Origin of the sequence: Streptomyces sp. SID3212 (assembly GCF_009865405.1) — a bacterium.
Lineage (GTDB): Bacteria > Actinomycetota > Actinomycetes > Streptomycetales > Streptomycetaceae > Streptomyces.
The window spans coordinates 1-21,753 of sequence record NZ_WWJY01001137.1 but is presented as its reverse complement, the minus strand read 5'-3'; the positions used below and the strand labels follow the sequence as shown (position 1 = coordinate 21,753).

Sequence of the window (21,753 nt, the reverse complement as noted above, 5' to 3'; positions counted from 1 at the left end):
GGGTGCAGCGGCAGTCAACACGTCTGAGGAGACAGTGCTGTGACCGGGATCAAGACGACCGGCGAGAAGAAGCTGATGCTCTTCTCCGGCCGCGCCCACCCCGAGCTGGCCGAAGAGGTCGCCGACCAACTGGGCGTCGGGATCGTTCCGACCAAGGCGTTCGATTTCGCCAACGGCGAGATCTACGTCCGCTACCAGGAGTCGGCCCGTGGCGCGGACTGCTTCCTGATCCAGAGCCACACCGCTCCGATCAACAAGTGGATCATGGAGCAGCTGATCATGATCGATGCTCTCAAGCGGGCCTCGGCCCGGAGCATCACCGTGATCGTGCCGTTCTACGGATACGCCAGGCAGGACAAGAAGCACCGCGGGCGGGAGCCGATCTCGGCGCGTCTGGTGGCGGACCTGATGAAGACGGCCGGCGCCGACCGGATCCTGACGGTGGATCTGCACACGGACCAGATCCAGGGGTTCTTCGACGGCCCGGTGGACCACCTGTTCGCGCTGCCGGTCCTCGCGGACTACGTGGCCGGGAAGGTGGACCGTACGAAGCTGACGGTCGTCTCTCCGGACGCGGGCCGGGTACGGGTCGCGGACCGCTGGTGCGACCGTCTCGGCGCGCCGCTGGCGATCGTGCACAAGCGGCGTGACAAGGACGTGGCGAACCAGGTGACGGTCCACGAGGTCGTGGGCAATGTCGCGGGCCGGGTGTGTGTGCTGGTGGACGACATGATCGACACGGGTGGCACGATCTGCGCCGCGGCGGACGCGCTGTTCGCGCACGGCGCGGAGGACGTCATCGTGACGGCGACGCACGGGGTGCTGTCGGGTCCCGCCGCGGACCGCCTGAAGAACTCGAAGGTCAGTGAGTTCATCTTCACGAACAGCCTGCCGGACCCGGGCGACCTGGAGGTCGACAAGATCACGGTCCTGTCGATCGCGCCGACGATCGCCCGCGCGGTGCGTGAGGTGTTCGAGGACGGGTCGGTGACCAGCCTCTTCGAGGAGCAGGCGTGACGACCCTCGCCTGAGACCCGGAGGCGCCTGCGACGTCCGAGACGCCTGAGAGCCTGGGCGAAGATCGATTTCTGGGGCGGCCTCTCCGCCGGGTAGACTCACCGAGTTGCTCGGCGAGGGAGGCCGCACCTGTGTGCGGTTGGTCCGTTATCGACGCGCTCTTCGTAGCAGGCCTGTCGTGGCCGGGTGACGGCATCTTTCCGTCATCTTTTGTCAGAATCTACGAGGAGTGCAGTCATGTCCGAACTGAAGATCGCCGCCGAGATCCGCAACGAGTTCGGCAAGGGCGCCGCCCGCCGTGCCCGCCGCGACCACAAGGTCCCCGCGGTCATCTACGGCCACGGCGCCGACACGGTGCACGTGACGCTGCCGGCGCACCAGCTCCAGATGGCGCTCCGTACCGCGAACGCCCTGCTCGACCTGGACATCGACGGCCGCAGCGAGCTGGTCATCCCCAAGGCGATCCAGCGCAACGCCATCAAGGGCGACATCGAGCACGTCGACCTCCTCGCGGTGAAGCGCGGCGAGAAGGTCATCGTCGAGGTGGCCGTGCACGTCGAGGGCGAGCTGGCCCCGGGCGGGAACCTGCTGGAGTACGTCCTCAACACCATCACCGTCGAGGCCGAGGCCACGAACATCCCGACCTCGGTGACGGTCTCCATCGAGGGCCTGGACTCCGGCGCGACCGTGCTCGCGCAGGACATCCCGCTGCCGACGGGTACGACGCTGTCGATCGACGGCGAGGCGGCCGTCCTCCAGGTCGTGTCCGCGCAGGCCGAGGAGCCGGCCGCGGAGACCGCCGAGGGCGAGACCGCGGGCGCCGAGGCCTGATCCAGGCGCGTCCACGCCTGATGCTCGACGGGGTGGCGGGCCTGCGGGCCCGCCACCCCTTTCGGCTGTAACGACGGACGGCTGTACGACCATGAGGAGACGCGGCGCCGATGACAACAGATGCCAACGCCCCCTGGCTGATCGTGGGCCTGGGCAACCCCGGGCCGGGGTACGCGGCCAACCGGCACAACGTCGGCTTCATGGTGGCGGATCTGCTGGCGGAACGTATCGGCGGCTCGTACAAGCGCGCCCAGAAGGCGCAGGCGCTGGTCATCGAGGGCCGGCTCGGTGCCCCCGGCCCCACCGGCCGCCGCGTGGTGCTGGCCAAGCCGACCTCGTACATGAACCTGTCCGGCGGCCCGGTCGCCGGACTGCGTGACTTCTACAAGGTGGAGACGGCGAACATCGTCGCGATCCACGACGAGCTGGACCTGGACTTCGGCGCGCTGCGGCTCAAGCTGGGCGGCGGGGACAACGGGCACAACGGCCTCAAGTCGATGACGAAGTCGATGGGGCCCGAGTACCACCGGGCGCGGTTCGGCATCGGCCGCCCGCCGGGGCGGATGCAGGTGGCGGACTTTGTGCTGAAGGACTTCTCGTCGGTGGAGCGCAAGGAGCTGGACTACCTGGTCGACCGTACGGCCGACGCGGTGGAGGCGCTGGTGACGCAGGGCCTGGAGCGGGCGCAGAGCGCGTACAACTCCTGAGGCCACCGGCCCGACTTGACCTTGTGCCATCCCATGGCCAAGGATCGCGGCCCATGAAGGCCAGCTCCTCCGAACGCCTGTTCCTCCTCGGCCGCCGCACGGCGATGGGCGGGGTGGCCGTCCTGCTCCTCGCCGCCGGATTCTGGTCCTCGTGGGGGACGGCGCAGCACGTGGTGCTCGCCAAGGGCCGGGAGCACGGCACCCTCACGGTCACCAGCTGCTCCGCGTCGTCCTGCACGGGCTCGTACGACCCGGACGGTCCGGCCGGGCCCCGGACGGGGATGAGTGCCGAGCGGTCGGTCGCCGTGAAGGAGGGGGAGCGTGTCCCCGTGGTGGTGAAGCCCGACACGGACGAGGTCGTACGGACGGGGCTGGGCGGTCAGTTGCACGCCTGGCTGCCCTTCGGCGGCGCGCTGCTGCTGGCTTCTCCGCTGATCGGGGCGGGGCTGCGGATGACCCGGACGGCCTGGGTTACGGGTCTGGCGGGGCTGGCGCTGCTCCTGGCGACGTTCCTGGCGCTGTGAGGACGTAAAACTCGTACGTCACCCGAAAGGGGTACCTCCGCGTCGCCTGGACACGGACGTACCCCTTCGAACACGCGTCGCACGCCAGCCGTCAGCCGGTGTTGCGCAGCCCGGCCGCGACTCCGTTCACCGTCAGCAGCAGGGCCCGCGAGAGCAGCGGGTCCGGTGCCTCGTGGCGCTCCGCCGCCGCGCGCTGGCGGGCCAGCAGCGAGACCTGGAGGTACGAGATCGGGTCGAGGTAGGCGTCCCGGATCGCGAACGTCTGCTGGAGCACCGGGTCCGAGTCGAGGAGCTTCTCACCGCCGGTGATGCGCAGGACCTCGCGCACGGTGAGCGCGTGCTCGGCCTCGATGTCCGCGAAGACGTGCTTGAGGTTCTCGGGGACGAGGGTGTCGACGTAGTGGCGGGCGATCCGCAGATCGGTCTTGGCCAGGGTCATCTCGACGTTCGAGAGGAAGTTCTGGAAGAAGTGCCACTGGCCGTACATCTCGTCGAGGACCGTGTCGAGACCGGCCTCGCGCAGGGCCTTGAGACCCGATCCGACGCCGTACCAGCCGGGCACGATCTGCCGGGACTGGGTCCAGCCGAAGACCCACGGGATGGCCCGCAGGCCGTCGAGGCCCGCGCCCGAGTCGGGGCGGCGGGAGGGCCGGGAGCCCAGGTGCAGGTCGGCGAGCTGGTCGACGGGGGTGGAGGCGAAGAAGTACGCGGGCAGGTCCGGGTCCTCGACCAGGCCGCGGTACGCGGCGTGCGCGGCGTCCGAGACGGTGTCCATGGCGGCGTCCCAGCGGGCCAGCGCCTCGTCGGACTGGCGCGGCGCGGTGTGCAGCGCGGAGGCCTGGAGGGTGGCGGCGACGGTCAGTTCCAGGTTCTCCCTGGCCAGGGACGGGATGAGGTACTTGTCGGAGATGACCTCGCCCTGCTCGGTCACCTTGATCTCGCCCTCCAGCGTGCCCCAGGGCTGGGCGAGGATCGCGGTGTGCGAGGGGCCGCCGCCGCGGCCGACGGTGCCGCCGCGGCCGTGGAAGAGCCGGAGCCGTACGCCGTACCGGTGCGCGACGTCACGCAGCCGCCGCTGGGCGCGGTGGATCTCCCACTGGGAGGTGGTGATGCCGCCGAACTTGGACGAGTCCGAGTAGCCGAGCATGACTTCCTGCACGTCGCCGCGGAGCGAGACGAGCCGGCGGTACGAGGGGTCGGCGAGCATCTCGTCGAGGATGACGTCGGCCGCGCGCAGCTCGTCGGTGGTCTCCAGGAGCGGCACGATGCCGATCTTCGCCCAGCCGCCGTGCAGGTCGAGGAGGCCCGCCTCACGGGCGAGGACGGCCGCCGCGAAGACGTCGTCGGCGCCCTGGCACATCGAGATGATGTACGACTCGATGACCTCGGGGCCGAAGCGCTCGAAGGCCTGGCGGACGGTGTGAAACACGCCGAGGGTCTTCTCGCCGGCCGCGTCGAGCGGGGCCGGGGTGGGCGCGAGGGGGCGGCGGGAGCGCAGTTCCTTGGCGAGGAGCTTCTGCCGGTAGTCGCGCGGCATGTCGCTGTAGCGCCAGGACTCCTCGCCGAGCCGGTCGAAGAGCTGTCCGAGGGCGTGGTGGTGGGCGTCGGCGTGTTCCCGTACGTCCATGGTGGCGAGCTGGAGGCCGAAGGCGGCGAGCGTACGGATGGTGCGGTCCATGCGGCCGTCGGCGAAGAGGCCGCCGCGGTGTTCGCGCAGGGAGGTCTGGATGAGTGTGAGGTCGGCGAGCAGCTCGGAGGTGCCGAGGTAGTCGCGGCCTTCTTCGTGCGGGGTGTTCCTGGCCAGGCGCTCGCGGGTGTTGACGAGCTTCTGGCGGATGCAGGTGGCCTTGAGGCGGTACGGCTCCTCGGCGTTGAGGCGCTTGTAGCGGGGGCTGATCTCGGGGAGCCGGGCGAGGTCGTTCTGGAGCGAGTCGAGCAGTTCGTCCGTGGCGCCGGTGTAGCGGATGGAGTTGGAGAGCAGGCCGCGGAGGTAGTCGATGAGCTGGAGGGCGTCGGTGATGCCGTGTTCGTGCTGGAGGATCAGCACCTCGCGGGTGACCTCGGGGGTCACGTTCGGGTTGCCGTCGCGGTCGCCGCCGATCCAGGTGCCGAAGGTGAGCGGGCGGGTGCCGGCGGGCAGCTCGACGCCGACGCGCTCCAGCTCGGCGACGAGGTCCTCAAGGACGTCGCCGACGGCTCCGACGTGCAGTTCGTCCAGGTAGTAGATGGCGTTGCGGGCCTCGTCGGCCGGCTCGGGCCGGACCACGCGCAGTTCGTCGGTCTGCCAGATCAGGTCGATCGACTCGGCGAGCCGGAGGTCGTGGCGGCGCCGGTCGGAGGCGATGACGGGCACTTCGAGCAGTTCGGCGATCCGGCGCAGCTTGTTCAGCACGGAGCGGCGGGCGGCCTCGGTGGGGTGCGCGGTGAACACCGGGCGGACGTTGAGGTTCTTGACGGTCTCGCGCAGGTGCTCGGGGTCGGCGTCCTTGAGCCGGTCGGCGGTGCGGGCGAGGAGCCCTCCCTCGGCGGCGCGCCGTTCGCGCATCTCCCGGCCTCGGTGGACCTGTTCGGTGACGTTCGCCAGATGGAAGTAGGTGGAGAACGCGCGTACGAGCTTGGCGGCGGTCTCCAGGTCGGTGTCGCCGAGCAGCTCGGCGGCGGCCTCGCCGTCCTCGCGGGTCAGCGCGCGGACACGCTCGACGAGTTCGAGGAGTTCGGGGCCTTCCTGGCGGACGAGGGTCTCGCCCAGGAGGTCACCGAGACGGCGGATGTCGGAGCGCAGCTCCGCGCTGGCGGATGGGGTCTGGTCGGCACTGCTCACAGGTGCGGCTCCTTGCAGTGTTCAAGCACGTCTGGAGGGTCTGGGGGCATTCGGACCGGCCTGGTGGTGCGAGCGGCGGGTCCGGCGGACCGCGCTGTCCGACCACACCAAGGATAGGTGTCGTTCGTTCGACGTTATCCACAGGCCTCTTGTCGCGGCGTTGGGCGCTGCCATACTTACGATGCCGTAGGTTACGCACCCGTATCCGGGCATCTGCCGCATTCCTCACCACAGGGGCTCCCCAATGACCACAACCCCCGATGTGATCGAAGAATCCACTCCCCCTCCGTCCGTCCCCGCGCCGTCCGACGGCGGCGCGCCACTCCCCTCCGCCACCCTCGGCGCGGACAGCAAGGGGACGATCGAGCAGGTCGCTCTCCTGCTCTTCATCGCCGTCCCGTTCGTCGCCCTCGTCGCGGCCGTGCCGCTCGCCTTCGCGTGGGGCGGCGTCAGCTGGCTCGACCTGGGCCTGATGGTGTTCATGTACTACCTCGGGTGCCACGGCATCACGATCGGCTTCCACCGCTACTTCACGCACGGCTCGTTCAAGGCCAAGCGGCCGCTGCGGATCGCTCTCGCGGTGGCCGGGTCGATGGCCGTGGAGGGCCCGCTGGTCCGCTGGGTGGCCGACCACCGCAAGCACCACAAGTTCTCCGACGCGGAGGGTGACCCGCACTCGCCGTGGCGCTTCGGCGAGACGCTGCCGGCCCTGATGAAGGGCCTGTGGTGGGCGCACATCGGCTGGCTCTTCGACGAGGAGCAGACACCGCAGCAGAAGTACGCGCCCGACCTGATCAAGGACCCGGCCCTGCGCGCGGTGTCCCGGCAGTTCGCCCTGTGGACGGTCGTCTCGCTGGCGATCCCCCCGTTGGTCGGCGGTCTGGTAACGATGTCCTGGTGGGGTGCCTTCACGGCGTTCTTCTGGGGTTCACTGGTCCGGGTGGCTCTCCTGCACCACGTCACCTGGTCGATCAACTCGATCTGCCACGCGGTCGGCAAGCGTCCGTTCAAGTCCCGTGACCGCTCGGGCAACGTGTGGTGGCTGGCCGTGCTCTCGTGCGGCGAGTCGTGGCACAACCTGCACCACGCGGACCCGACCAGCGCGCGGCACGGCGTGCTGCGGGGCCAGGTCGATTCCAGCGCCCGCATCATCCGCTGGTTCGAGCAGCTCGGCTGGGCGTCGGACGTCCGCTGGCCGAGCGCGGACCGCGTGGACTCCCGGCGCCAGGGCGCATCCTCCGACGCGGCATGATGGGCAACGTGGCGATCGACGGCGGTACGGACAGCACGGGCAGCACGGAGAAGAGCCGGCCCCCCGCGGGAGGCCGGCGTGCACGCCGAGTCCGTATGACCGGTGCGGAGCGCCGCGAACAACTGCTCGACATCGGCAGGACGGTGTTCGCCGAAAAGGGTTTCGAAGCGACGTCGGTGGAGGAGATCGCGGCGAAGGCCGGGGTCTCCAAGCCCGTCGTGTACGAACACTTCGGCGGCAAGGAAGGGCTGTACGCGGTGGTCGTGGACCGTGAGATGCGCCAGCTGATGGACATGGTGACCAGCGCACTGACCGCTGGTCACCCGCGTGAGCTGCTCGAACAGGCCGCGTTCGCGCTGCTCGACTACATCGAGCGGTACACGGACGGCTTCCGGATCCTGGTCCGCGACTCGCCGGTGGCCCAGTCCACGGGGACGTTCGCGTCCCTGATCAGCGACATCGCGGTCCAGGTCGAGGACATCCTCGGCACGGAGTTCAAGAACCGCGGCTTCGACCCCAAGCTGGCGCCGCTGTACGCGCAGGCCCTGGTGGGCATGGTGGCGCTGACGGGCCAGTGGTGGGTGGACGCCCGCCGCCCGAAGAAGTCCGAGGTGGCGGCGCACCTGGTCAACCTGGCGTGGCACGGCCTGGAGGGCCTGGAGCCGAAGCCACGGCTGATCGGGCACCGGAGGTCGTGATCCGTGCCGATGTCCTCCGGGCGGTCAGCCCGGAGGGCGCGCGGTCACTCGTTGTGATGACGAGATCCGATTCCAGCCGCTACCGTGAAGCTGTAGCGCCAGTATCCCGTTCATGGGAGGAATCATGACCGCCGAGCCAGTCAAGGTCGCGCACCAGTGGCCTTTGCCCCCGCAGGACGGATACACCGTGGACGATCTGTTCACGCTGCCGGAACTCCCGCCTCACACAGAGTTGATCGACGGGAGTCTTGTTTTCGTGAGTCCGCAACGCCGCTTCCACGCCAAGATGATCAATCTGCTGCTGAACGGGCTGGAGCGCACCGTACCCGCGGAGATGACGATCGAGCGGGAGATCACCGTGGTGCTTGATCGCCGCAACGGACCCGAGCCGGACATTTCCGTGGCCCGTAGCAGTGGCATCGTCGACATGGACCAAACGCATTTCCTGGCGGCGGACATCCTCCTGGCCATCGAGGTCATCTCACCGGAGTCCGAGGCACGTGACCGCAGCGCCAAGCCCGCGAAGTACGCCGCCGCGGGCATTCCGAACTTCTGGTTGGTCGAGAGGGCCGGGGCCGACAAGCACCCCGTCGTCCATGTCTACGAACTGGACCGTCTGACCAAGGCTTATGCCCTGACAGGGATTCACCACGACCGCCTCAAGACCGGTGTCCCGTTCACCATCGACATCGACATCAGTCGTGGTGCGCTGGGTCGCTGAGCGGCTTGCGGGCCACCGCGAAAATGCGGCGGAACGGGAAGACCGTGCCGTGGGGGCCCGGGGGGTAGGCCTCGCGCAGGGCGTCTCGGTATTGGGTGGTGAACCGGTCGATCGCCTGGTGGTCGTCCCCCAGTGCCGTGAGGACCGGGCGCAGGGCCGTGCCCTTCACCCAGTCCAGGACCGGGTCCTCGCCGGGGAGGAGTTGCAGGTACGTGGTGTCCCAGACGTCCGCCTCGCAGCCCAGGTTCTCCAGGAGGGTCAGGTAGTCGGCGGGCTCCAGGACGCGGGCGTCGCGGCGGGCGCGGCCTGCCAGGCGGTCGCGCCAGGCGGGGCTGTCGCACAGGGCCGCGAGCAGGACGTGACTGGGGGCGTCGAAGTTCTTCGGGACCTGGAAGGCGAAGGTGCCGCCGGGGGCGAGGCCGTCGAGCCAGGCGGGGAAGAAGCCGGGATGGCCCGGGACCCACTGGAGCGCCGCGTTCGAGACGATCAGGTCGTACGGGCGGGCCGGGTCCGGTGTCCACGTGGTGGCGTCCCCGGCGACGAAGTCCATCCGGCCGCCGCCCGGGGTGGGGCCCGCGTATCGCTCCGTGGCCAGGTCCAGCATCTCGGCGGAGTTGTCGAAACCGGTGATCAGCGCGTTCGGCCAGCGGTCGGCGAGCAGGGCCGTGACGTTTCCGGGGCCGCAGCCGATGTCCGCGACGGTGAGGGGGGCGGCGCCGGCCGGCGGGTCGGGGATCCGGGCCAGCAGGTCCAGGAAGGGGCGGGTGCGGTGGCCCGCGTGGCGCAGGTACTGGCGGGGGTCCCAGGTCGCGGCGGGGGGTGGGGCGGAGGCGGGGTGCGCGTCGGGGTGCATCGTCGGGTCCCTTGGGGGTCGGGGAACGGGTCCGGGCAGGGCGGGGCCCGGCGCCAGGCATCCGCGACCGCCTACGGCACCCAGCCTGCACCGAATGTATCTTGACGTCAAGAGACTTCATGTCGAGGGACCCTCTACACTGATCGCCATGGAGGATGAGGTCGACCGACTGGTGGCGGCATGGCGGCGGGAGCGTCCTGACCTGGACGTGGAACCGCTGGAGGTGCTCAGCCGCGTCTCCCGGCTGGCCCGTCACCTCGACCGCGCGCGCCGGCTCGCCTTCGCCGAGCACCAGCTGGAGCCGTGGGAGTTCGACGTACTGACGTCGCTGCGGCGCGCGGGAGACCCGTACCAGCTCTCACCGGGGCAGCTGCTGACCCAGACGCTCGTCACGTCGGGCACGATGACCAACCGTATCGACAGGCTGGCCAAGAAAGGCCTGGTCGAGCGGCTGCCGGACCCGACCGACCGGCGGGGCGTCCTGGTCCGGCTCACCGTCGAGGGCCAGGACCGCGCGGACCAGGCGCTCGCCGGGCTGCTGGCCCAGGAGCGCGCGATCCTCGCGGAGCTCTCCCGCACGCAACGCGGGGAGCTGGCCGGGCTGCTACGCCAGCTGACCGCCCCTTTCGACAACATCCCCGGCTAGATCCGCCGGACCGACCCCGGCCCGGCGGGCCAGGGCGACGGCGGCCAGCGTGGAGTGCACACCCAGCTTGCCCAGCACGTTCTGCATGTGCGTGCGCACGGTGTGCGGGGAAAGGAAGAGACGCTCGGCGACAGCCTTGCGTCCCAGCCCCGCGACCATGCACCGCAGCACCTCGCGCTCGCGCGGAGTGAGCGACTCGACGAGCCGTTCGCTCTCCGTGCGGTGTTTGCGCGCGGCCGTCAACTCCCGCAGAACGCCGGTGAGCAGCGCCGGCGGCAAATGCGTCTCGTCCCGCAGGACGCCGCGTATCACCGCCAGCAGCCGTTGCAGTGAACAGTCCTTCGCGACCCAGCCGGACGCGCCCGCCTGGAGCGCCAGCGCCGCGCGGCGCTGGTCGTCCTTCTCGGCGAGCACGACCGCCCGGACGGACGGCTGGGCGGAACGGACACCGGCGACGAGCGAGAGCCCGTCGACCAGTACCGCCCCGCCGTTGTCGGGCACGGCCCGCGCGACCGGCACCTGAACCGGTCCCGCGATCGTGCCCAGGTCGGCATCGACGAGCATCACATCGAACCGGCGTCCCTCGGCCGCCGCACGGTCGAGACAGCGCAGCGCCGCGGGGGCGCTACCGGCCGCCGCGACGTCCACGTCCGGCTCGGCCGCGAGCGCGGCGGCGAGTGACTCGGCGAAGATGCGGTGATCGTCCACCACCAGAACCCTGATACGTACCAATGGACACCCCCAGAAGGCGGGGAGCGGACGTCGCGGGTACGGCGCCCGGCGAACGGGGTCGCGTCGACGGCACGGCCGCCGCCGTGCTGCTGACTGTGCACCCCACCCCGGGCGTCGTACCCGACTTGCTCCACCCCTGCATCAGCACCGGCCCCCACCGGTGCTGTGCATCAGCGTACGGCTGTGGGCCGTGAGCGGAAGGAAATTCGCAGAACTGGTTGACCGGGTTGTTTAAGGTGGGCTTCATGTTTCGTATTGAGACAGAAGTCGACAAAGAACGACGTACTGAGCTCGGCGAACGACTCCGGGAGACCAACGCGGAGCGCTCCCCCGTGATGCGCACGCTGCGGGACAGTCCGCTGGGCCGGGAGGAACCGCTCCAGGTGTGGCTGCTGGAGGAGGCGACGGGCGCGCTCGCCGGCGGGCTGGTCGGCCGCACCTGGGCCCGCTGGCTCCACGTGGACCTCCTCTGGGTGGACCCGGCCCACCGGGGCGCCGCCCTCGGCACCCGCCTCCTGGGGGAGGCGGAACGGGTGGCGAGGGACGAACGCGACTGCGCGCGGGCGCGGTTGGAGACGTGGGACTTCCAGGCGCCCGGCTTCTACCGGAAACAGGGGTACGAGGTGGCGGGCGAGGTGACCGACTATCCGCCGGGGGTCACGGAGTACATCCTCGTCAAGTCGCTGAGCGGGAGCGGGACTTCGGAGGACGGTCAGGAGGACCGGGAAGGTCAGGGAGGCCGGGAAGGCCGCAGAGGTCAGGACGGCCGGGGAGGCCGCGGAAGTCAGGACGGCCGGGGAGGCCGGGGGCGCCTTCTGCGCCGCTTCGGGCGGTGACGCCCCGGCCCCGCCCGGTCAGCTCAGCCGTCGCGCGCCCTCCGACGGGACCGCCGTGAAGACACGCGGCGCGGTGAAGCCCGCCGCCGCGAACGCCTTCTCCACCGCCGCCGTGACCCCGTCCGCGTCCGCCTCCTCCACCAGCACGATCGCCGAGCCGCCGAAGCCCCCGCCGGTCATCCGGGCCCCCAGCGCCCCCGCTCCCACCGCGCTGCTCACGACCAGGTCCAGCTCCGGGCAGGAGACCCGCAGGTCGTCGCGGAGGGAGTCGTGGCCCTCCACCAGGACCGGGCCGACCGCGCGCACGTCCCCCGCGTCCAGGAGCGCGATGGCCCGCTCGACGCGGTGGTCCTCGCTCACGACATGGCGCACGTAGCGGCGGACGTTCTCGCCCTCGTCCGCCAACCGGTCCAGGGCGGAGGGGAGTTCGCCGTACGGGACGTCCCGCAGGGCCGGTACGCCCAGGGCCCGCGCGCCCGCCTCGCAGCCCGCGCGCCGTTCCGCGTACGCGCCGTCGCCCAGCGCGTGCTTCACGCGCGTGTCGACGACCAGCAGCCGCAGCCCCTGCGCCGCGAGGTCGAACGGCACTTGACGCTGCGTCAGGTCGCGGGTGTCCAGGTAGAGGGCGTGGCCCTCGGTGCAGCACGCCGACGCCGTCTGGTCCATGATCCCGCACGGGACGCCGACGAAGTCGTTCTCGGCGCGCTGCGCGAGAACCGCCAACTCGCCGCCGCTCAGGCCCAGTTCGAACAGGTCGTTGAGGGCGAGCGCGGTGACGACCTCCAGGGCCGCCGAGGAGGAGAGCCCCGCGCCCGTCGGCACGGTCGACGTGAGATGGATGTCGGCGCCGGTGACGGGGTGCCCGGCGGCGCGCAGCGCCCAGACCACCCCGGCCGGGTACGCGGCCCAGCCGGTGTCCGCGCGCGGTTCGAGGGCGTCGACGGCGAGTTGCACGACGCCCTGGGAGACGTCGGCGGAGTGGAGCCGCAGCACGCCGTCCGTACGGCGGGAGACGGCGGCGACCGTGGTGTGCGGCAGGGCGAGCGGCATGACGAAGCCGCCGTTGAAGTCGGTGTACTCGCCGATCAGGTTGACGCGCCCGGGCGCCGCCCAGACCCCGTCGGGCCGGGCCCCGTACAGGGCGAGGAACTGCCCGGCCACGCCCCGGTCACCCGTACCGCCACCGCCACCGCCTCGGCTCGTGCTCCCGCCGCCCGCACCGCCCGCACCGCTCTCCGTCACGCTCACTCCCGCGTCTCCTCACGCCGTGCGAACGCCCACGCGTCCGCCACGATGCCGCCCAGGTCCGAGCGGCTCGGGGTCCAGCCGAGCCGGGTGCGCGCCGCCTCGGCGGACGCGACGAGCACCGCCGGGTCCCCGTCGCGGCGCCCCGCCAGGACCTCCGGGACCGGGTGGCCCGTGACCTTCCGTACCGTCTCGATGACCTCACGCACGGAGAACCCGCTGCCGTTGCCGAGGTTGCACACCAGGTGCTCACCCTTCACCGCCGCGTCCAGCGCGCCCAGGTGCGCGTCGGCGAGGTCCGCGACATGGATGTAGTCGCGCACGCACGTGCCGTCCGGCGTCGGGTAGTCCTCGCCGTACACGGAAATGAACTCCCGCTTCCCCGCGGCCACTTGGAGCACCAGCGGGATGAGGTGCGACTCGGGGTCGTGACGCTCCCCCGCGCTCCCGTACGCCCCCGCCACATTGAAGTACCGCAGCGACACCGCCGCCAGGCCGTGCGCCGCGCACTCCCCGGCGATCATGTGGTCGACGGCGAGCTTCGACGCGCCGTACGGATTCGTCGGCGCGGTCGGGTCGGTCTCCGTGATGGGCGTCGAGACCGGTTCGCCGTACGTCGCCGCCGTGGACGAGAACACGAGCGTGCGCACCCCGGCGGCGCGCATCGCCCCGAGCAGGGCCAGGGAGCCGCCGACGTTGTTCTCCCAGTACTTCTCGGGCTTCGCCACCGACTCGGCGACCTGCGAGGACGCCGCGAAGTGCAGGACGCCGTCGTACGAGGAGTCCAGCCATTCGGAGGCGTCCTGGACGCGGCCCTCAATGAACTCCGCGCCCGCCGGGACCGCTTCACGGAATCCGGTGGAGAGGTCGTCGAGGACGGTCACCTCGTGGCCGGCCTCCAGCAGGTGGGTCGCCACCACCGCGCCGACATATCCCGCGCCACCTGTGACCAGGTACTTCTTGCTCACTTGCTCGCTACCTCTCGCAATCGCCCGGCCGCGTTCTCCGGCGGCACGTCGTTGATGAACACGCTCATGCCGGACTCGGAGCCCGCGAGGAACTTCAGCTTGCCGGACGTACGCCGTACGGTGAAAAGCTCCAGGTGCAGGGCGAAGTCGTCCCGCCCCTCGGCCCGGAAGGGCGCCTGGTGCCAGGCCGCGATGTACGGGGTCGGCGGTTCGGCCTCCCCGAAGATCCGGTCGAAGCGCTTCAAGAGTTCCAGATAGACCCGGGGGAACTCCGCGCGGGCCGCGTCGTCCAGGGACCGCAGGTCCGGGACGCGGCGTTTCGGGTAGAGGTGGACTTCGTACGGCCAGTGCGCGGCGTACGGCACGAACGCCACCCAGTGCTCGCCCTCCAGCACCACCCGCGTGCCCTCGGCGCGTTCGCGCGCGACGACGTCGTCGAAGAGGTTGCGGCCGGTCTCCGCCCGGTGCGTACGGGCCGAGCGCAGCATCAGCTCGGTGCGCGGGGTGACGAAGGGGTATGCGTAGATCTGCCCGTGCGGGTGGCCGAGGGTCACCCCGATCTCCTCGCCGCGGTTCTCGAACGCGAAGACCTGTTCCACCTGGGGCAGCCGGGCCAGGTCGGCGGTGCGGTCGGTCCAGGCCGCCAGGACCAGCGCGGCCTGCTCCTCGCCGATGTCGGCGAACGACGCGTCGTGGTCGGAGGTGAAGCAGACCACTTCGCAGCGGCCCGAGTCCCCGGCGAGGGAGGGGAAGCGGTTCTCGAAGACGACGACTTCGTACGACGAGTCGGGGATCTCGCTGAGCCTGCCGTCCCTGGAGGGGCAGAGCGGGCACTCGTCGGCGGGCGGGTGGTATGTACGGCTCTGGCGGTGCGAGGCGATGGCGACGGAGTCGCCGAGCAGGGGGTCGTGGCGGATCTCGGAGGAGGTCGCGACCGGGCCGAGGGGGCGGCGGTCGACGGCGTCGCGGACGACGCCGCCCGTGGAGTCGCCGGAGTCCGCGCCGTCCCCGGAGTCCGCGCCGTCGCCGGAGTCCGCGCCGTCGCCGGAGTCGTAATAGATCAGCTCCCGGCCGTCGGCGAGCCGCGTCACCGTCTTCTTCATTCCGTTGCCTCCAGGCCCGGCGGCCCACACGTGGGGAGCGTCGCTACTCAAACAGAATCGCACACAAGAAACCACAAGCAAACAGATGCGTCAACGCTTACGTGCGGGGCACACGCAACGTCGGCACCGATCAGTTTCCGATTCCCCACCGACAACTACGTATCACCAAAGCCGTACATATCAACCAAGATCGATCACGATCGAACTTGCGACGAAGCGAGTACCCATGCCTTATCTGGCCGAAGGGCTCCGTCTCCCGACGAACGGGCTCGACTACACCATCCTGGCGATCTACTTCATAGTGGTCCTCGGCATCGGGTTCGCCGCCCGGGCCAGCGTGAAGACCAGCCTCGACTTCTTCCTCTCCGGCCGTTCGCTGCCGGCCTGGGTGACGGGACTCGCCTTCGTCTCCGCCAACCTCGGCGCCACCGAGATCCTCGGGATGGCGGCCAACGGCGCGCAGTACGGCGTCTACACCGTGCACTGGTACTGGATCGGTGCCATCCCCGCCATGGTCTTCCTCGGCCTGGTGATGATGCCCTTCTACTACGGCTCGAAGGTCCGCTCCGTACCGGAGTTCCTGCTCCACCGCTTCGGACCCTCCTCCCACCTCCTCTCCTCGATCATCTTCGCGGTGTCCGCCGTCCTGATCGCCGGCGTCAACCTCTACGCGATGGCGATCGTGCTGGAGGCGCTGCTGGGCTGGCCGCAGTGGGTCGCGATCGTCGTCGCGGGCCTCTTCGTCCTCGCGTACATCACCATCGGCGGCCTCTCCTCGGCGATCTACAACGAGGTGCTCCAGTTCTTCGTCATCCTCGCCGCGCTGATCCCGCTGACCGTCGTCGGTCTCAAGCGCGTCGGCGGCTGGGACGGCCTCACCGACTCGCTGACGGACTCGAAGGGCGGCGCGTTCCTCACCGCCTGGCAGGGCACGGGCGTCGGCTCGCCCAACCCGCTCGGCGCGAACTGGCTCACCATCGTCCTCGGCCTCGGCTTCGTCATGAGCTTCGGCTACTGGACCACCAACTTCGCCGAGGTGCAGCGCGCCCTGTCCGCGAAGAACCTCTCCGCCGCCAAGCGCACCCCGCTCATCGCCGCGTTCCCGAAGATCTTCATCCCGCTGGTCGTGATCGTGCCCGGTCTGATCGCCCTGGTGATGGAGCCGACGCTCGGCAAGGCGGGCAGCGGCCTCCAGTACAACGACGCGATCCCCGTCCTCATGCGCGACCTGCTCCCCAACGGCGTGCTGGGCATCGCCGTGACCGGCCTGCTGGCCGCCTTCATGGCGGGCATGGCGGCCAACGTCTCCTCGTTCAACACCGTGTTCACGAACGACATCTGGGGCGCGTACCTCAAGAAGGACCGTGAGGACGCCTACTACTTGAAGACCGGTCGGATCGTCACGGCGGTCGGTGTGCTGATCGGCATGGGTACGGCGTTCATCGCCTCCAGCTTCAGCAACATCATGAACTACCTCCAGACGCTGTTCTCCTTCTTCAACGTCCCGCTGTTCGTGGTCTTCATCATCGGGATGTTCTGGAAGCGGACCACCCCGGCCGCCGGTTTCTGGGGCCTGCTCTCCGGCACGGTCGCCGCGATGGTCAACTACTTCTGGCTGTACAAGGGCGGGGTCATCTCCATCCCCAGCGACCAGGGCGCGAACTTCGTGTCGTCCATCGTGGCGTTTGTCGTCGGCGCCGTGGTGATGGTCGTCGTCTCGTACGTCACCAAGCCCAAGCCCGCGGAGAAGCTCGACGGCCTGGTGTACGGGACCCGCTCGCCCGGCATGGACGAGGTCGCCGCCGAGGGCGACGACGCGTGGTACCGCAGGCCGGCCCTGCTGGGCTGGGGCGCGCTCATTCTCGCCGCCGTCTGCTACGTCCCGTTCTCTCTCTGATCCCGACCGGTCGACAAGGAACACAACGACATGAGCGACTACCGGAACGATGTCGAGGAACTGGAGACCAAGTCCGCCACCGCGGCACGGCTCTTCGACGTACGACGCATCATCGGCGGACTCTTCGTGGTCTACGGGATCATCGTGACGATCGCCGGGATCACCGCGTCCGACGCCGACCTCAAGAAGGCACAGGACATCAACATCAACCTGTGGACGGGCATCGGCATGCTCGCCCTCGGACTCTTCTTCCTGATCTGGCTGAAACTGCGCCCGACGGCACCGGCGGAGGAGTCGGGGGAGGCAGGGAAGGCTGGGCCGCCGCCGGCGAAGTGAAGCCCCCACGCCCCCTTTTGGCCGGGCCGGGCCTCATTCGCGAGCGTCGAAGCGTTCGTCGCCGAAGCGTTCGTCGTGGGGGTCCGGCCCGGTCACGGGTCCTCCGGTGACGGGCCCTCCGGTGACGGGCCCGTTCACCACCGCCCGGTCCAGCAGTCCCGTACGGGCGGCCAGCGCCGCCGCCTCCAGCCGTGAGCCCACCCCGAGCTTCATCAGCACCCGCTGCACATGGGTCCTGGCCGTGCTGGGCGCGATGTTCATGCCCGCCGCGATCAGCCGGGTGTCCTCGCCCTCGGCGACCCGTACCAGCACCTCGACCTCGCGCGGCGTGAGCATCCGCAGCAGCCGCTGACCCTCGTCGTCGGGCTGCGCCGCCGGGTTCAGCAGCTCCGTGAACGCGCCCTGGAGCAGCATCGGCGCCACCGCCGCCTCGCCCGCGCGCGCCTTGACCATGGCGCGCTCGACGCCTTCGATCCGCTCGTCGTGGCGCACGTAACCGGACGCCCCGGCGGCGAACGCGGCGGCGATGCCGCGGGGGCTGGGGACCGGCCCCAGCACCACCACGGCCACCTGCGGGCGCTCCCGCTTGATCCGTACGATCGGGTCGAAGACCCCGGGCTCCGCCGGTGACGCCGTACCCATCAGGCACACTTCCGGCGCCCTGCTCACCACCAGCTCGGCGACCCCCGAGGTGGGGGCCGCCGCCGCGAGCACCCGGTGCCCGCGCAGTTTCAGGGCCGAGGCGAGCGCCTCGGCGAGCAGTCGGTGATCATCGACCACCATGAGCCGCACGCCCATCGAGCCAACCCCCATCGCGCTGGAGCCTGGTCCCCCCGGGCTCCTGACCCGGCAAGCTACACGCTTGTTCGAGATCGCGCGCCCCCTACCGGCCAGAAGCCCCCCGGATTGCGGAATTTCCTGCCATTCAGGACGAGTGGGGGCACGTCATGTCCGCGAAGTGGCGCCACCCGGTCGTGCTGCTCGGTCGTGCTGCCCGGTCCTGCTATCCGGTCGTGAACGACACCGCGAGGTACGACGTCAGATTCAGCGTCGACGGCTTGCTCAGCATCGCGTCCGCGATGAAGAGCCGGCCCGCGGCGAAACGCATCTCCGAGTACCCCTTGGTGAAGCTGGTCTCGGCCTCCCGTACCGCCTTGTCGGACGGATTCTCCATCAGGACGGTCTGCTTGAAGGTGGACCCGTCGATGGAGACGATCTGGCCGCCCTTGTCGTACGGGGGCCACTTGTACGCGATCAGGTTGGCGCCGTCCATGCGCAGCGGCGTGATCGTGTAGCGGTCTCCCGCGTCCGCGCGGTCGCTGGTCGTCCTGCCCGTGGCGAGGTCGAAGGAGACGATCTCGTTGGTCTGCCCGTAGTCGCCGGAGCCGTCGTGCTCCTCGGTGGGCAGGTACAGGCGGTCGTTGCCGACCACGACGTCCCGGCAGGACTCGACCTCGGTGGTCGCGCAGTCCGCCGCGTACGTGTCGGCGTCGGCCGGGATCTTGGCCCGCAGCGCGCCCGTCTTCTCGTCGATGGAGAAGAAGTCCGAGATGCCACTGCCGTCGCCCGCGGTGTCACCGACGTCGGCGGCGACGACGAGCGGCTTGGTGGAGATGATGCTCGCGTACGCGACCCCGGGCGGCATCTTGTACGAGGAGAGCGGGGCGCCCGTCTCCGGGTTCAGGTTGTCGATGCTGACCTGGGGGTCCTCGTACGTACCGCACTTGCGGGCTACGACGAGCCCGGCGCCGCCGCCGTACCCCATGTCGGTGCAGTTCTCGGCGCTCGCCTGGGGCTTCCAGCGGAGGGCGCCGGTGGCGAGGTCGAGAGCGGCGCCGCCGTCCGTACCGCCGAGCGCCACCGTACCGGCGCCGATGGTGATCTCGTCGAACTTGAGCTTGGCGTCACCGGTGTTGGGGCCTGTGACGCTCTTGCGCCACACCAGCTTGCCCGCCGCGAGGTCGATCGCGCCGATCTCCGTGCACGGCTGGTAGTCCGTCTTGCCCGTGCGCCTGGCGGCCTCGAAGGCGATGGCGGTGAGGTTGTCCTTGACGTGGTCCGTGGCGGCGCAGAGCTGGCCGGGGAGGGGGATGCTCCACAGCTGGGTGCCCTTGGCGGGGTCGTACCCGACGATCTCGTTGACGCCGGTCTTCACGAAGGTGGTGTCGGTGAGCCAGGAGCCGGAGACGTTGGTGATGTCGGTGACCTTGGGGGTCGCCAGCTTGAAGGCCATCGTGGACTTGACGTCGGCGGGGGCCTTCTCCTTGCCGCCGCCTCCGATGCCGTTGTCCTTGGCGTCCTGCTTGCCGTCCTTGCCGTCCTTGCCGTCCTTGCCGCCGTCGGCGCCGGACGTGGTGTTCTTGGCGTCGTCCTTGGTGTCGTCTCCGCCGGAGTTGGCGACGTAGATCCCGCCGACGACGATCAGGGCGACGGCGACGGTCGCGGCGAGGATGATCTGGGCCTGGGTGGACAGCTTCTTGCGGCCGTTGTTGGTCGGCGGGGGCGGTGGGTACGGGGACTGCGGCTGGGTCGGGTAGCCGTACGGGGGCTGCTGGCCGGGGTAGCCGTATCCGGGCTGCTGGCCCTGCGGCGGGTAGCCGTACTGGGGATTCTGCGGCGGGTAGCCGTACTGCGGGGGCGGTGTCGGGGCGCCGAAGCCGCCGGGCGGCGGGTCCTGCGGGGCGCCGAACCCTCCCTGCGGGGGCTCGTTGGGCGGCGGGGGCGGCGGCTGGGTCATGGCGTACGTACCTCGGAGGAAGGCTCGGAAGACGGGGAGGAAAGGGGGGCGCGGGGAGCGGCGAGAGCGGCGGACGCGGCGGACGCGGGACTCAAGACGGTGACGGCCACGGTCAGTTGCCGAACGCCATCATCGTCTTCTCCTTCAGCTCCGCCGCGTCGTTGCTCGCGCTGACACGGCCGCCCACGACGTAGAAGCGCCCGCCCGACCAGGCCAGGGTCGGCTGGTAGAACGAGTCCTCGATCTCGGCCGTGGACGCGGGGTGTTGCTGGACGATCGTCGGCACACCGCCGTTCGGGGCGATGGTCGCGACCGCGCCCGCCTTGTCGTACGTCGGCTCCACGTACACCACCACCTTGCCGCCCTCCATCCGCAGCGGCGTGATCATGCGGTCGCCAGGCGCCTTGGAACGCCAGGTGGGCTTACCGGTGTTGAGGTCGAAGGCGACGACCTCGTTCGTACGGGACGTGCTGCCCTTCGCGGGCGCCGTCGCCATGTAGAAGGTCTTCGCGTCGGCGGCGAGGCCGGTGCAGCCCTCCAGGTTCCGCCCGAAGATGACAAACCCGCCACCGCAGTTGGGCGCGAACGAGTCCTTGCCGCCGGCGAGCGAGGAGCGGAGCGTGCCGTTGGCGTTGAGCGCGAGGACGTTCCAGGACGAGTCCTTGTCCTTCTCGCGCGTGGAGATCACCAGCGGGTCGACCGAGTAGACCTTGTCGACCTCCCAGTTCTCGGCCAGCTTGTACGTCCACTTCGCCTTGCCGGTGACGGGGTCCAGCTCCTCCAGCTGGTGGTGGGAGGTCTCGAAGTCGCCGGTGGGGCAGCTCTCGGCGGCGATCAGCTTGGGGCCGCCGGCGAAGGCGAACGGCTTGCAGGTGCCGGTCGACTTCTCGAACAGCTGCTTGCCGTCGGTCATCCGGTAGGCCTGGGCGCCGGCGGTCCTGGCGGCGGTGACGGTGCCGCCGCTGATCGTCAGGTTGACGTCGCTCAGGATGTCGAAGAGACCGATCTCCTTGATCTCCTGCTTCCAGCCGCCCTTGCCGGTGGCGAGGTCGACGAGCTGGAGCTGGTTGCAGTCGGCCTTGTCGCTCGTGCCGTTCATGTAGCCGATGACGATCTTGCCGTCGGCGGAGGGCGCGGTCGGCGCGGCGCACAGCTCGGCGGGCAGGTCGAGCGTCCACTTCTTCTTGCCGTCGGTGGCCGAATACCCCACGACCTGCTTGTACATGGCCTTGACGACGGTGTCGCCGGCGAACCACGGCCCGTAGACGTCGGCGCCGTCGCGCGGCAGGTCCACGTCGTTGGTCTGGAGGAAGAGCACCTTGGACTCGCCGTCCTTGCGCCCGGCGTTGAGGTCGTCGTCGCTCTCGCGCCCACCGCCGGTGCCGTCGCCCTGGTCGACGTCGGCCGACGACGTGCCGGTCGGCTTGGGGTCCTCGCTCGTGTCGGCGACGGGCTTCTTGCCGTTGTCGTCGCCGCCGCTGAGGAGGGCGTACGTACCGCCGCCGACGACCAGGAGCGCGGCAGCCGCCGCCGCGACGACCAGGCCGGGCTTGCCCTTGAAGGGGTTCCGCCCGCCGCCGGGGGGCGGGGTGGGGGCGCCGGGGAACTGCTGTTGGGCGTACGGGCCGTAGGGACCGGGCTGCTGACCGTAGGGGCCCGGCTGCTGGGCGTACGGGCCGTAGGGACCGGGCTGTTGACCGTAGGGGCCCGGCTGCTGGCCGTAGGGACCGGGCTGTTGCGCGTACGGGCCGGGCTGCTGACCGGGCTGCTGGCCGGGGGCGTACGGGCCGGGGGCCTGGGGGTAGCCGTACGCGGGCGGGCCGACGGGC

General features: G+C 70.3%; 19 protein-coding genes and 1 pseudogene. 11 read left to right on the top strand and 9 right to left on the bottom strand.

From position 1 onward, the window contains the following. The first annotated feature begins 39 nt into the window (after positions 1 to 39). The 4 genes from GT042_RS33680 to GT042_RS33665 all read left to right on the top strand — a co-directional run bounded on the left by GT042_RS33680 (position 40) and on the right by GT042_RS33665 (position 3,079). Entirely contained in the window at positions 40 to 1,017 is a 978-nt protein-coding gene (locus GT042_RS33680; RefSeq protein ID WP_161312478.1) for a ribose-phosphate diphosphokinase, read from the top strand. Positions 1,018 to 1,254: 237 nt separating this feature from the next. Continuing rightward, positions 1,255 to 1,848, top strand: coding sequence for a 50S ribosomal protein L25/general stress protein Ctc (locus GT042_RS33675; RefSeq protein WP_161312477.1), 594 nt, complete (start codon positions 1,255 to 1,257; stop codon positions 1,846 to 1,848). Between the two features lie 110 nt (positions 1,849 to 1,958). After that, positions 1,959 to 2,555: an aminoacyl-tRNA hydrolase gene (gene pth / locus GT042_RS33670; protein ID WP_161312476.1), complete on the top strand. Its 597-nt coding sequence runs from the start codon at positions 1,959 to 1,961 to the stop codon at positions 2,553 to 2,555. Positions 2,556 to 2,608: 53 nt separating this feature from the next. Next, entirely contained in the window at positions 2,609 to 3,079 is a 471-nt protein-coding gene (locus GT042_RS33665) for a hypothetical protein (protein ID WP_161312475.1), read from the top strand. A gap of 91 nt (positions 3,080 to 3,170) precedes the next feature. Here GT042_RS33665 and ppc read toward each other — a convergent pair whose 3' ends face one another. Next, entirely contained in the window at positions 3,171 to 5,900 is a 2,730-nt protein-coding gene (ppc, locus tag GT042_RS33660; protein ID WP_161312474.1) for a phosphoenolpyruvate carboxylase, read from the bottom strand. A 244-nt stretch (positions 5,901 to 6,144) separates the two neighbouring features. Here ppc and GT042_RS33655 point away from each other — a divergent pair, with 244 nt between their 5' ends. The 3 genes from GT042_RS33655 to GT042_RS33645 all read left to right on the top strand — a co-directional run bounded on the left by GT042_RS33655 (position 6,145) and on the right by GT042_RS33645 (position 8,571). Continuing rightward, entirely contained in the window at positions 6,145 to 7,152 is a 1,008-nt protein-coding gene (locus tag GT042_RS33655) for a fatty acid desaturase (protein WP_161312473.1), read from the top strand. After that, positions 7,149 to 7,850 carry a TetR/AcrR family transcriptional regulator gene (locus GT042_RS33650; RefSeq protein ID WP_161312472.1) on the top strand — a complete coding sequence of 234 codons (702 nt, stop codon included), beginning with the start codon at positions 7,149 to 7,151 and terminating at the stop codon, positions 7,848 to 7,850. Before GT042_RS33655 ends, GT042_RS33650 begins: the two co-directional genes overlap by 4 nt. A 124-nt stretch (positions 7,851 to 7,974) precedes the next feature. Further along, positions 7,975 to 8,571, top strand: coding sequence for a Uma2 family endonuclease (locus GT042_RS33645; protein WP_161312471.1), 597 nt, complete (start codon positions 7,975 to 7,977; stop codon positions 8,569 to 8,571). On the opposite strand, the gene GT042_RS33640 is transcribed toward GT042_RS33645, so the two are convergent. Continuing rightward, positions 8,546 to 9,424 carry a trans-aconitate 2-methyltransferase gene (locus GT042_RS33640; RefSeq protein WP_161312470.1) on the bottom strand — a complete coding sequence of 293 codons (879 nt, stop codon included), beginning with the start codon at positions 9,422 to 9,424 and terminating at the stop codon, positions 8,546 to 8,548. The genes GT042_RS33645 and GT042_RS33640 overlap by 26 nt on opposite strands. 148 nt (positions 9,425 to 9,572) lie before the next feature. Between GT042_RS33640 and GT042_RS33635 the strand changes: the two genes are divergently transcribed. Then, positions 9,573 to 10,070, top strand: a complete 498-nt coding sequence (locus GT042_RS33635; protein WP_161312469.1) for a MarR family transcriptional regulator — start codon at positions 9,573 to 9,575, stop codon at positions 10,068 to 10,070. On the opposite strand, the gene GT042_RS33630 is transcribed toward GT042_RS33635, so the two are convergent. Then, a complete protein-coding gene (locus tag GT042_RS33630) occupies positions 10,029 to 10,802 on the bottom strand; it encodes a response regulator transcription factor (RefSeq protein ID WP_161312468.1) in 774 nt (257 codons plus the stop codon). The two genes, GT042_RS33635 and GT042_RS33630, sit on opposite strands and share 42 nt — an antisense overlap. 245 nt (positions 10,803 to 11,047) lie before the next feature. Here GT042_RS33630 and GT042_RS33625 point away from each other — a divergent pair. After that, positions 11,048 to 11,488: pseudogene (locus tag GT042_RS33625) on the top strand (GNAT family N-acetyltransferase); the annotation flags it as partial. A gap of 168 nt (positions 11,489 to 11,656) precedes the next feature. Here the strand turns inward: GT042_RS33625 and galK are convergent. From galK to galT, 3 genes are read right to left on the bottom strand one after another with little or no spacing between them, the layout of a single operon-like run. Then, positions 11,657 to 12,886, bottom strand: coding sequence for a galactokinase (galK, locus tag GT042_RS33620; RefSeq protein WP_345944020.1), 1,230 nt, complete (start codon positions 12,884 to 12,886; stop codon positions 11,657 to 11,659). Beyond that, positions 12,883 to 13,851: a UDP-glucose 4-epimerase GalE gene (gene galE / locus GT042_RS33615; RefSeq protein ID WP_161312467.1), complete on the bottom strand. Its 969-nt coding sequence runs from the start codon at positions 13,849 to 13,851 to the stop codon at positions 12,883 to 12,885. The genes galK and galE overlap by 4 nt, the downstream gene beginning before the upstream one ends. After that, positions 13,848 to 14,954, bottom strand: coding sequence for a galactose-1-phosphate uridylyltransferase (gene galT, locus GT042_RS33610; RefSeq protein WP_161312466.1), 1,107 nt, complete (start codon positions 14,952 to 14,954; stop codon positions 13,848 to 13,850). The genes galE and galT overlap by 4 nt, the downstream gene beginning before the upstream one ends. 226 nt (positions 14,955 to 15,180) lie before the next feature. Between galT and GT042_RS33605 the strand changes: the two genes are divergently transcribed. Further along, positions 15,181 to 16,851, top strand: a complete 1,671-nt coding sequence (locus GT042_RS33605; protein ID WP_161312465.1) for a sodium:solute symporter family protein — start codon at positions 15,181 to 15,183, stop codon at positions 16,849 to 16,851. A gap of 30 nt (positions 16,852 to 16,881) precedes the next feature. Further along, the gene (locus GT042_RS33600) at positions 16,882 to 17,187 is read left to right on the top strand and encodes a hypothetical protein (protein WP_161312464.1); all 306 of its coding nucleotides are present in this window, start codon (positions 16,882 to 16,884) and stop codon (positions 17,185 to 17,187) included. Between the two features lie 33 nt (positions 17,188 to 17,220). Here GT042_RS33600 and GT042_RS33595 read toward each other — a convergent pair whose 3' ends face one another. From GT042_RS33595 to GT042_RS33585, 3 genes are all read right to left on the bottom strand, one after another. Continuing rightward, complete coding sequence (locus GT042_RS33595) at positions 17,221 to 17,985, bottom strand: response regulator transcription factor (protein WP_237531454.1); 765 nt, start codon at positions 17,983 to 17,985, stop codon at positions 17,221 to 17,223. A 205-nt stretch (positions 17,986 to 18,190) separates the two neighbouring features. Next, positions 18,191 to 19,924 (bottom strand): PQQ-binding-like beta-propeller repeat protein, encoded by a 1,734-nt coding sequence (locus GT042_RS33590; RefSeq protein ID WP_161312463.1) that lies wholly within the window; start codon positions 19,922 to 19,924, stop codon positions 18,191 to 18,193. 112 nt (positions 19,925 to 20,036) lie between these two features. Then, on the bottom strand, positions 20,037 to 21,753 hold a 1,717-nt coding region (locus GT042_RS33585; RefSeq protein ID WP_161312462.1), incomplete at its 5' end, for a PQQ-binding-like beta-propeller repeat protein.

What these genes read in the sequence shown, in the direction of transcription:
- GT042_RS33600 (WP_161312464.1), top strand. Translation starts at nt 16,882, where the DNA reads ATGAGCGACTACCGGAACGATGTCGAGGAACTGGAGACCAAGTCCGCC.
- galT (WP_161312466.1), bottom strand. Translation starts at nt 14,954, where the DNA reads ATGAAGAAGACGGTGACGCGGCTCGCCGACGGCCGGGAGCTGATCTAT.
- GT042_RS33590 (WP_161312463.1), bottom strand. Translation starts at nt 19,924, where the DNA reads ATGACCCAGCCGCCGCCCCCGCCGCCCAACGAGCCCCCGCAGGGAGGG.
- GT042_RS33640 (WP_161312470.1), bottom strand. Translation starts at nt 9,424, where the DNA reads ATGCACCCCGACGCGCACCCCGCCTCCGCCCCACCCCCCGCCGCGACC.
- GT042_RS33605 (WP_161312465.1), top strand. Translation starts at nt 15,181, where the DNA reads ATGCCTTATCTGGCCGAAGGGCTCCGTCTCCCGACGAACGGGCTCGAC.
- GT042_RS33675 (WP_161312477.1), top strand. Translation starts at nt 1,255, where the DNA reads ATGTCCGAACTGAAGATCGCCGCCGAGATCCGCAACGAGTTCGGCAAG.
- GT042_RS33655 (WP_161312473.1), top strand. Translation starts at nt 6,145, where the DNA reads ATGACCACAACCCCCGATGTGATCGAAGAATCCACTCCCCCTCCGTCC.
- GT042_RS33645 (WP_161312471.1), top strand. Translation starts at nt 7,975, where the DNA reads ATGACCGCCGAGCCAGTCAAGGTCGCGCACCAGTGGCCTTTGCCCCCG.
- GT042_RS33650 (WP_161312472.1), top strand. Translation starts at nt 7,149, where the DNA reads ATGATGGGCAACGTGGCGATCGACGGCGGTACGGACAGCACGGGCAGC.
- GT042_RS33665 (WP_161312475.1), top strand. Translation starts at nt 2,609, where the DNA reads ATGAAGGCCAGCTCCTCCGAACGCCTGTTCCTCCTCGGCCGCCGCACG.
- pth (WP_161312476.1), top strand. Translation starts at nt 1,959, where the DNA reads ATGACAACAGATGCCAACGCCCCCTGGCTGATCGTGGGCCTGGGCAAC.
- GT042_RS33595 (WP_237531454.1), bottom strand. Translation starts at nt 17,985, where the DNA reads ATGGGCGTGCGGCTCATGGTGGTCGATGATCACCGACTGCTCGCCGAG.
- GT042_RS33635 (WP_161312469.1), top strand. Translation starts at nt 9,573, where the DNA reads ATGGAGGATGAGGTCGACCGACTGGTGGCGGCATGGCGGCGGGAGCGT.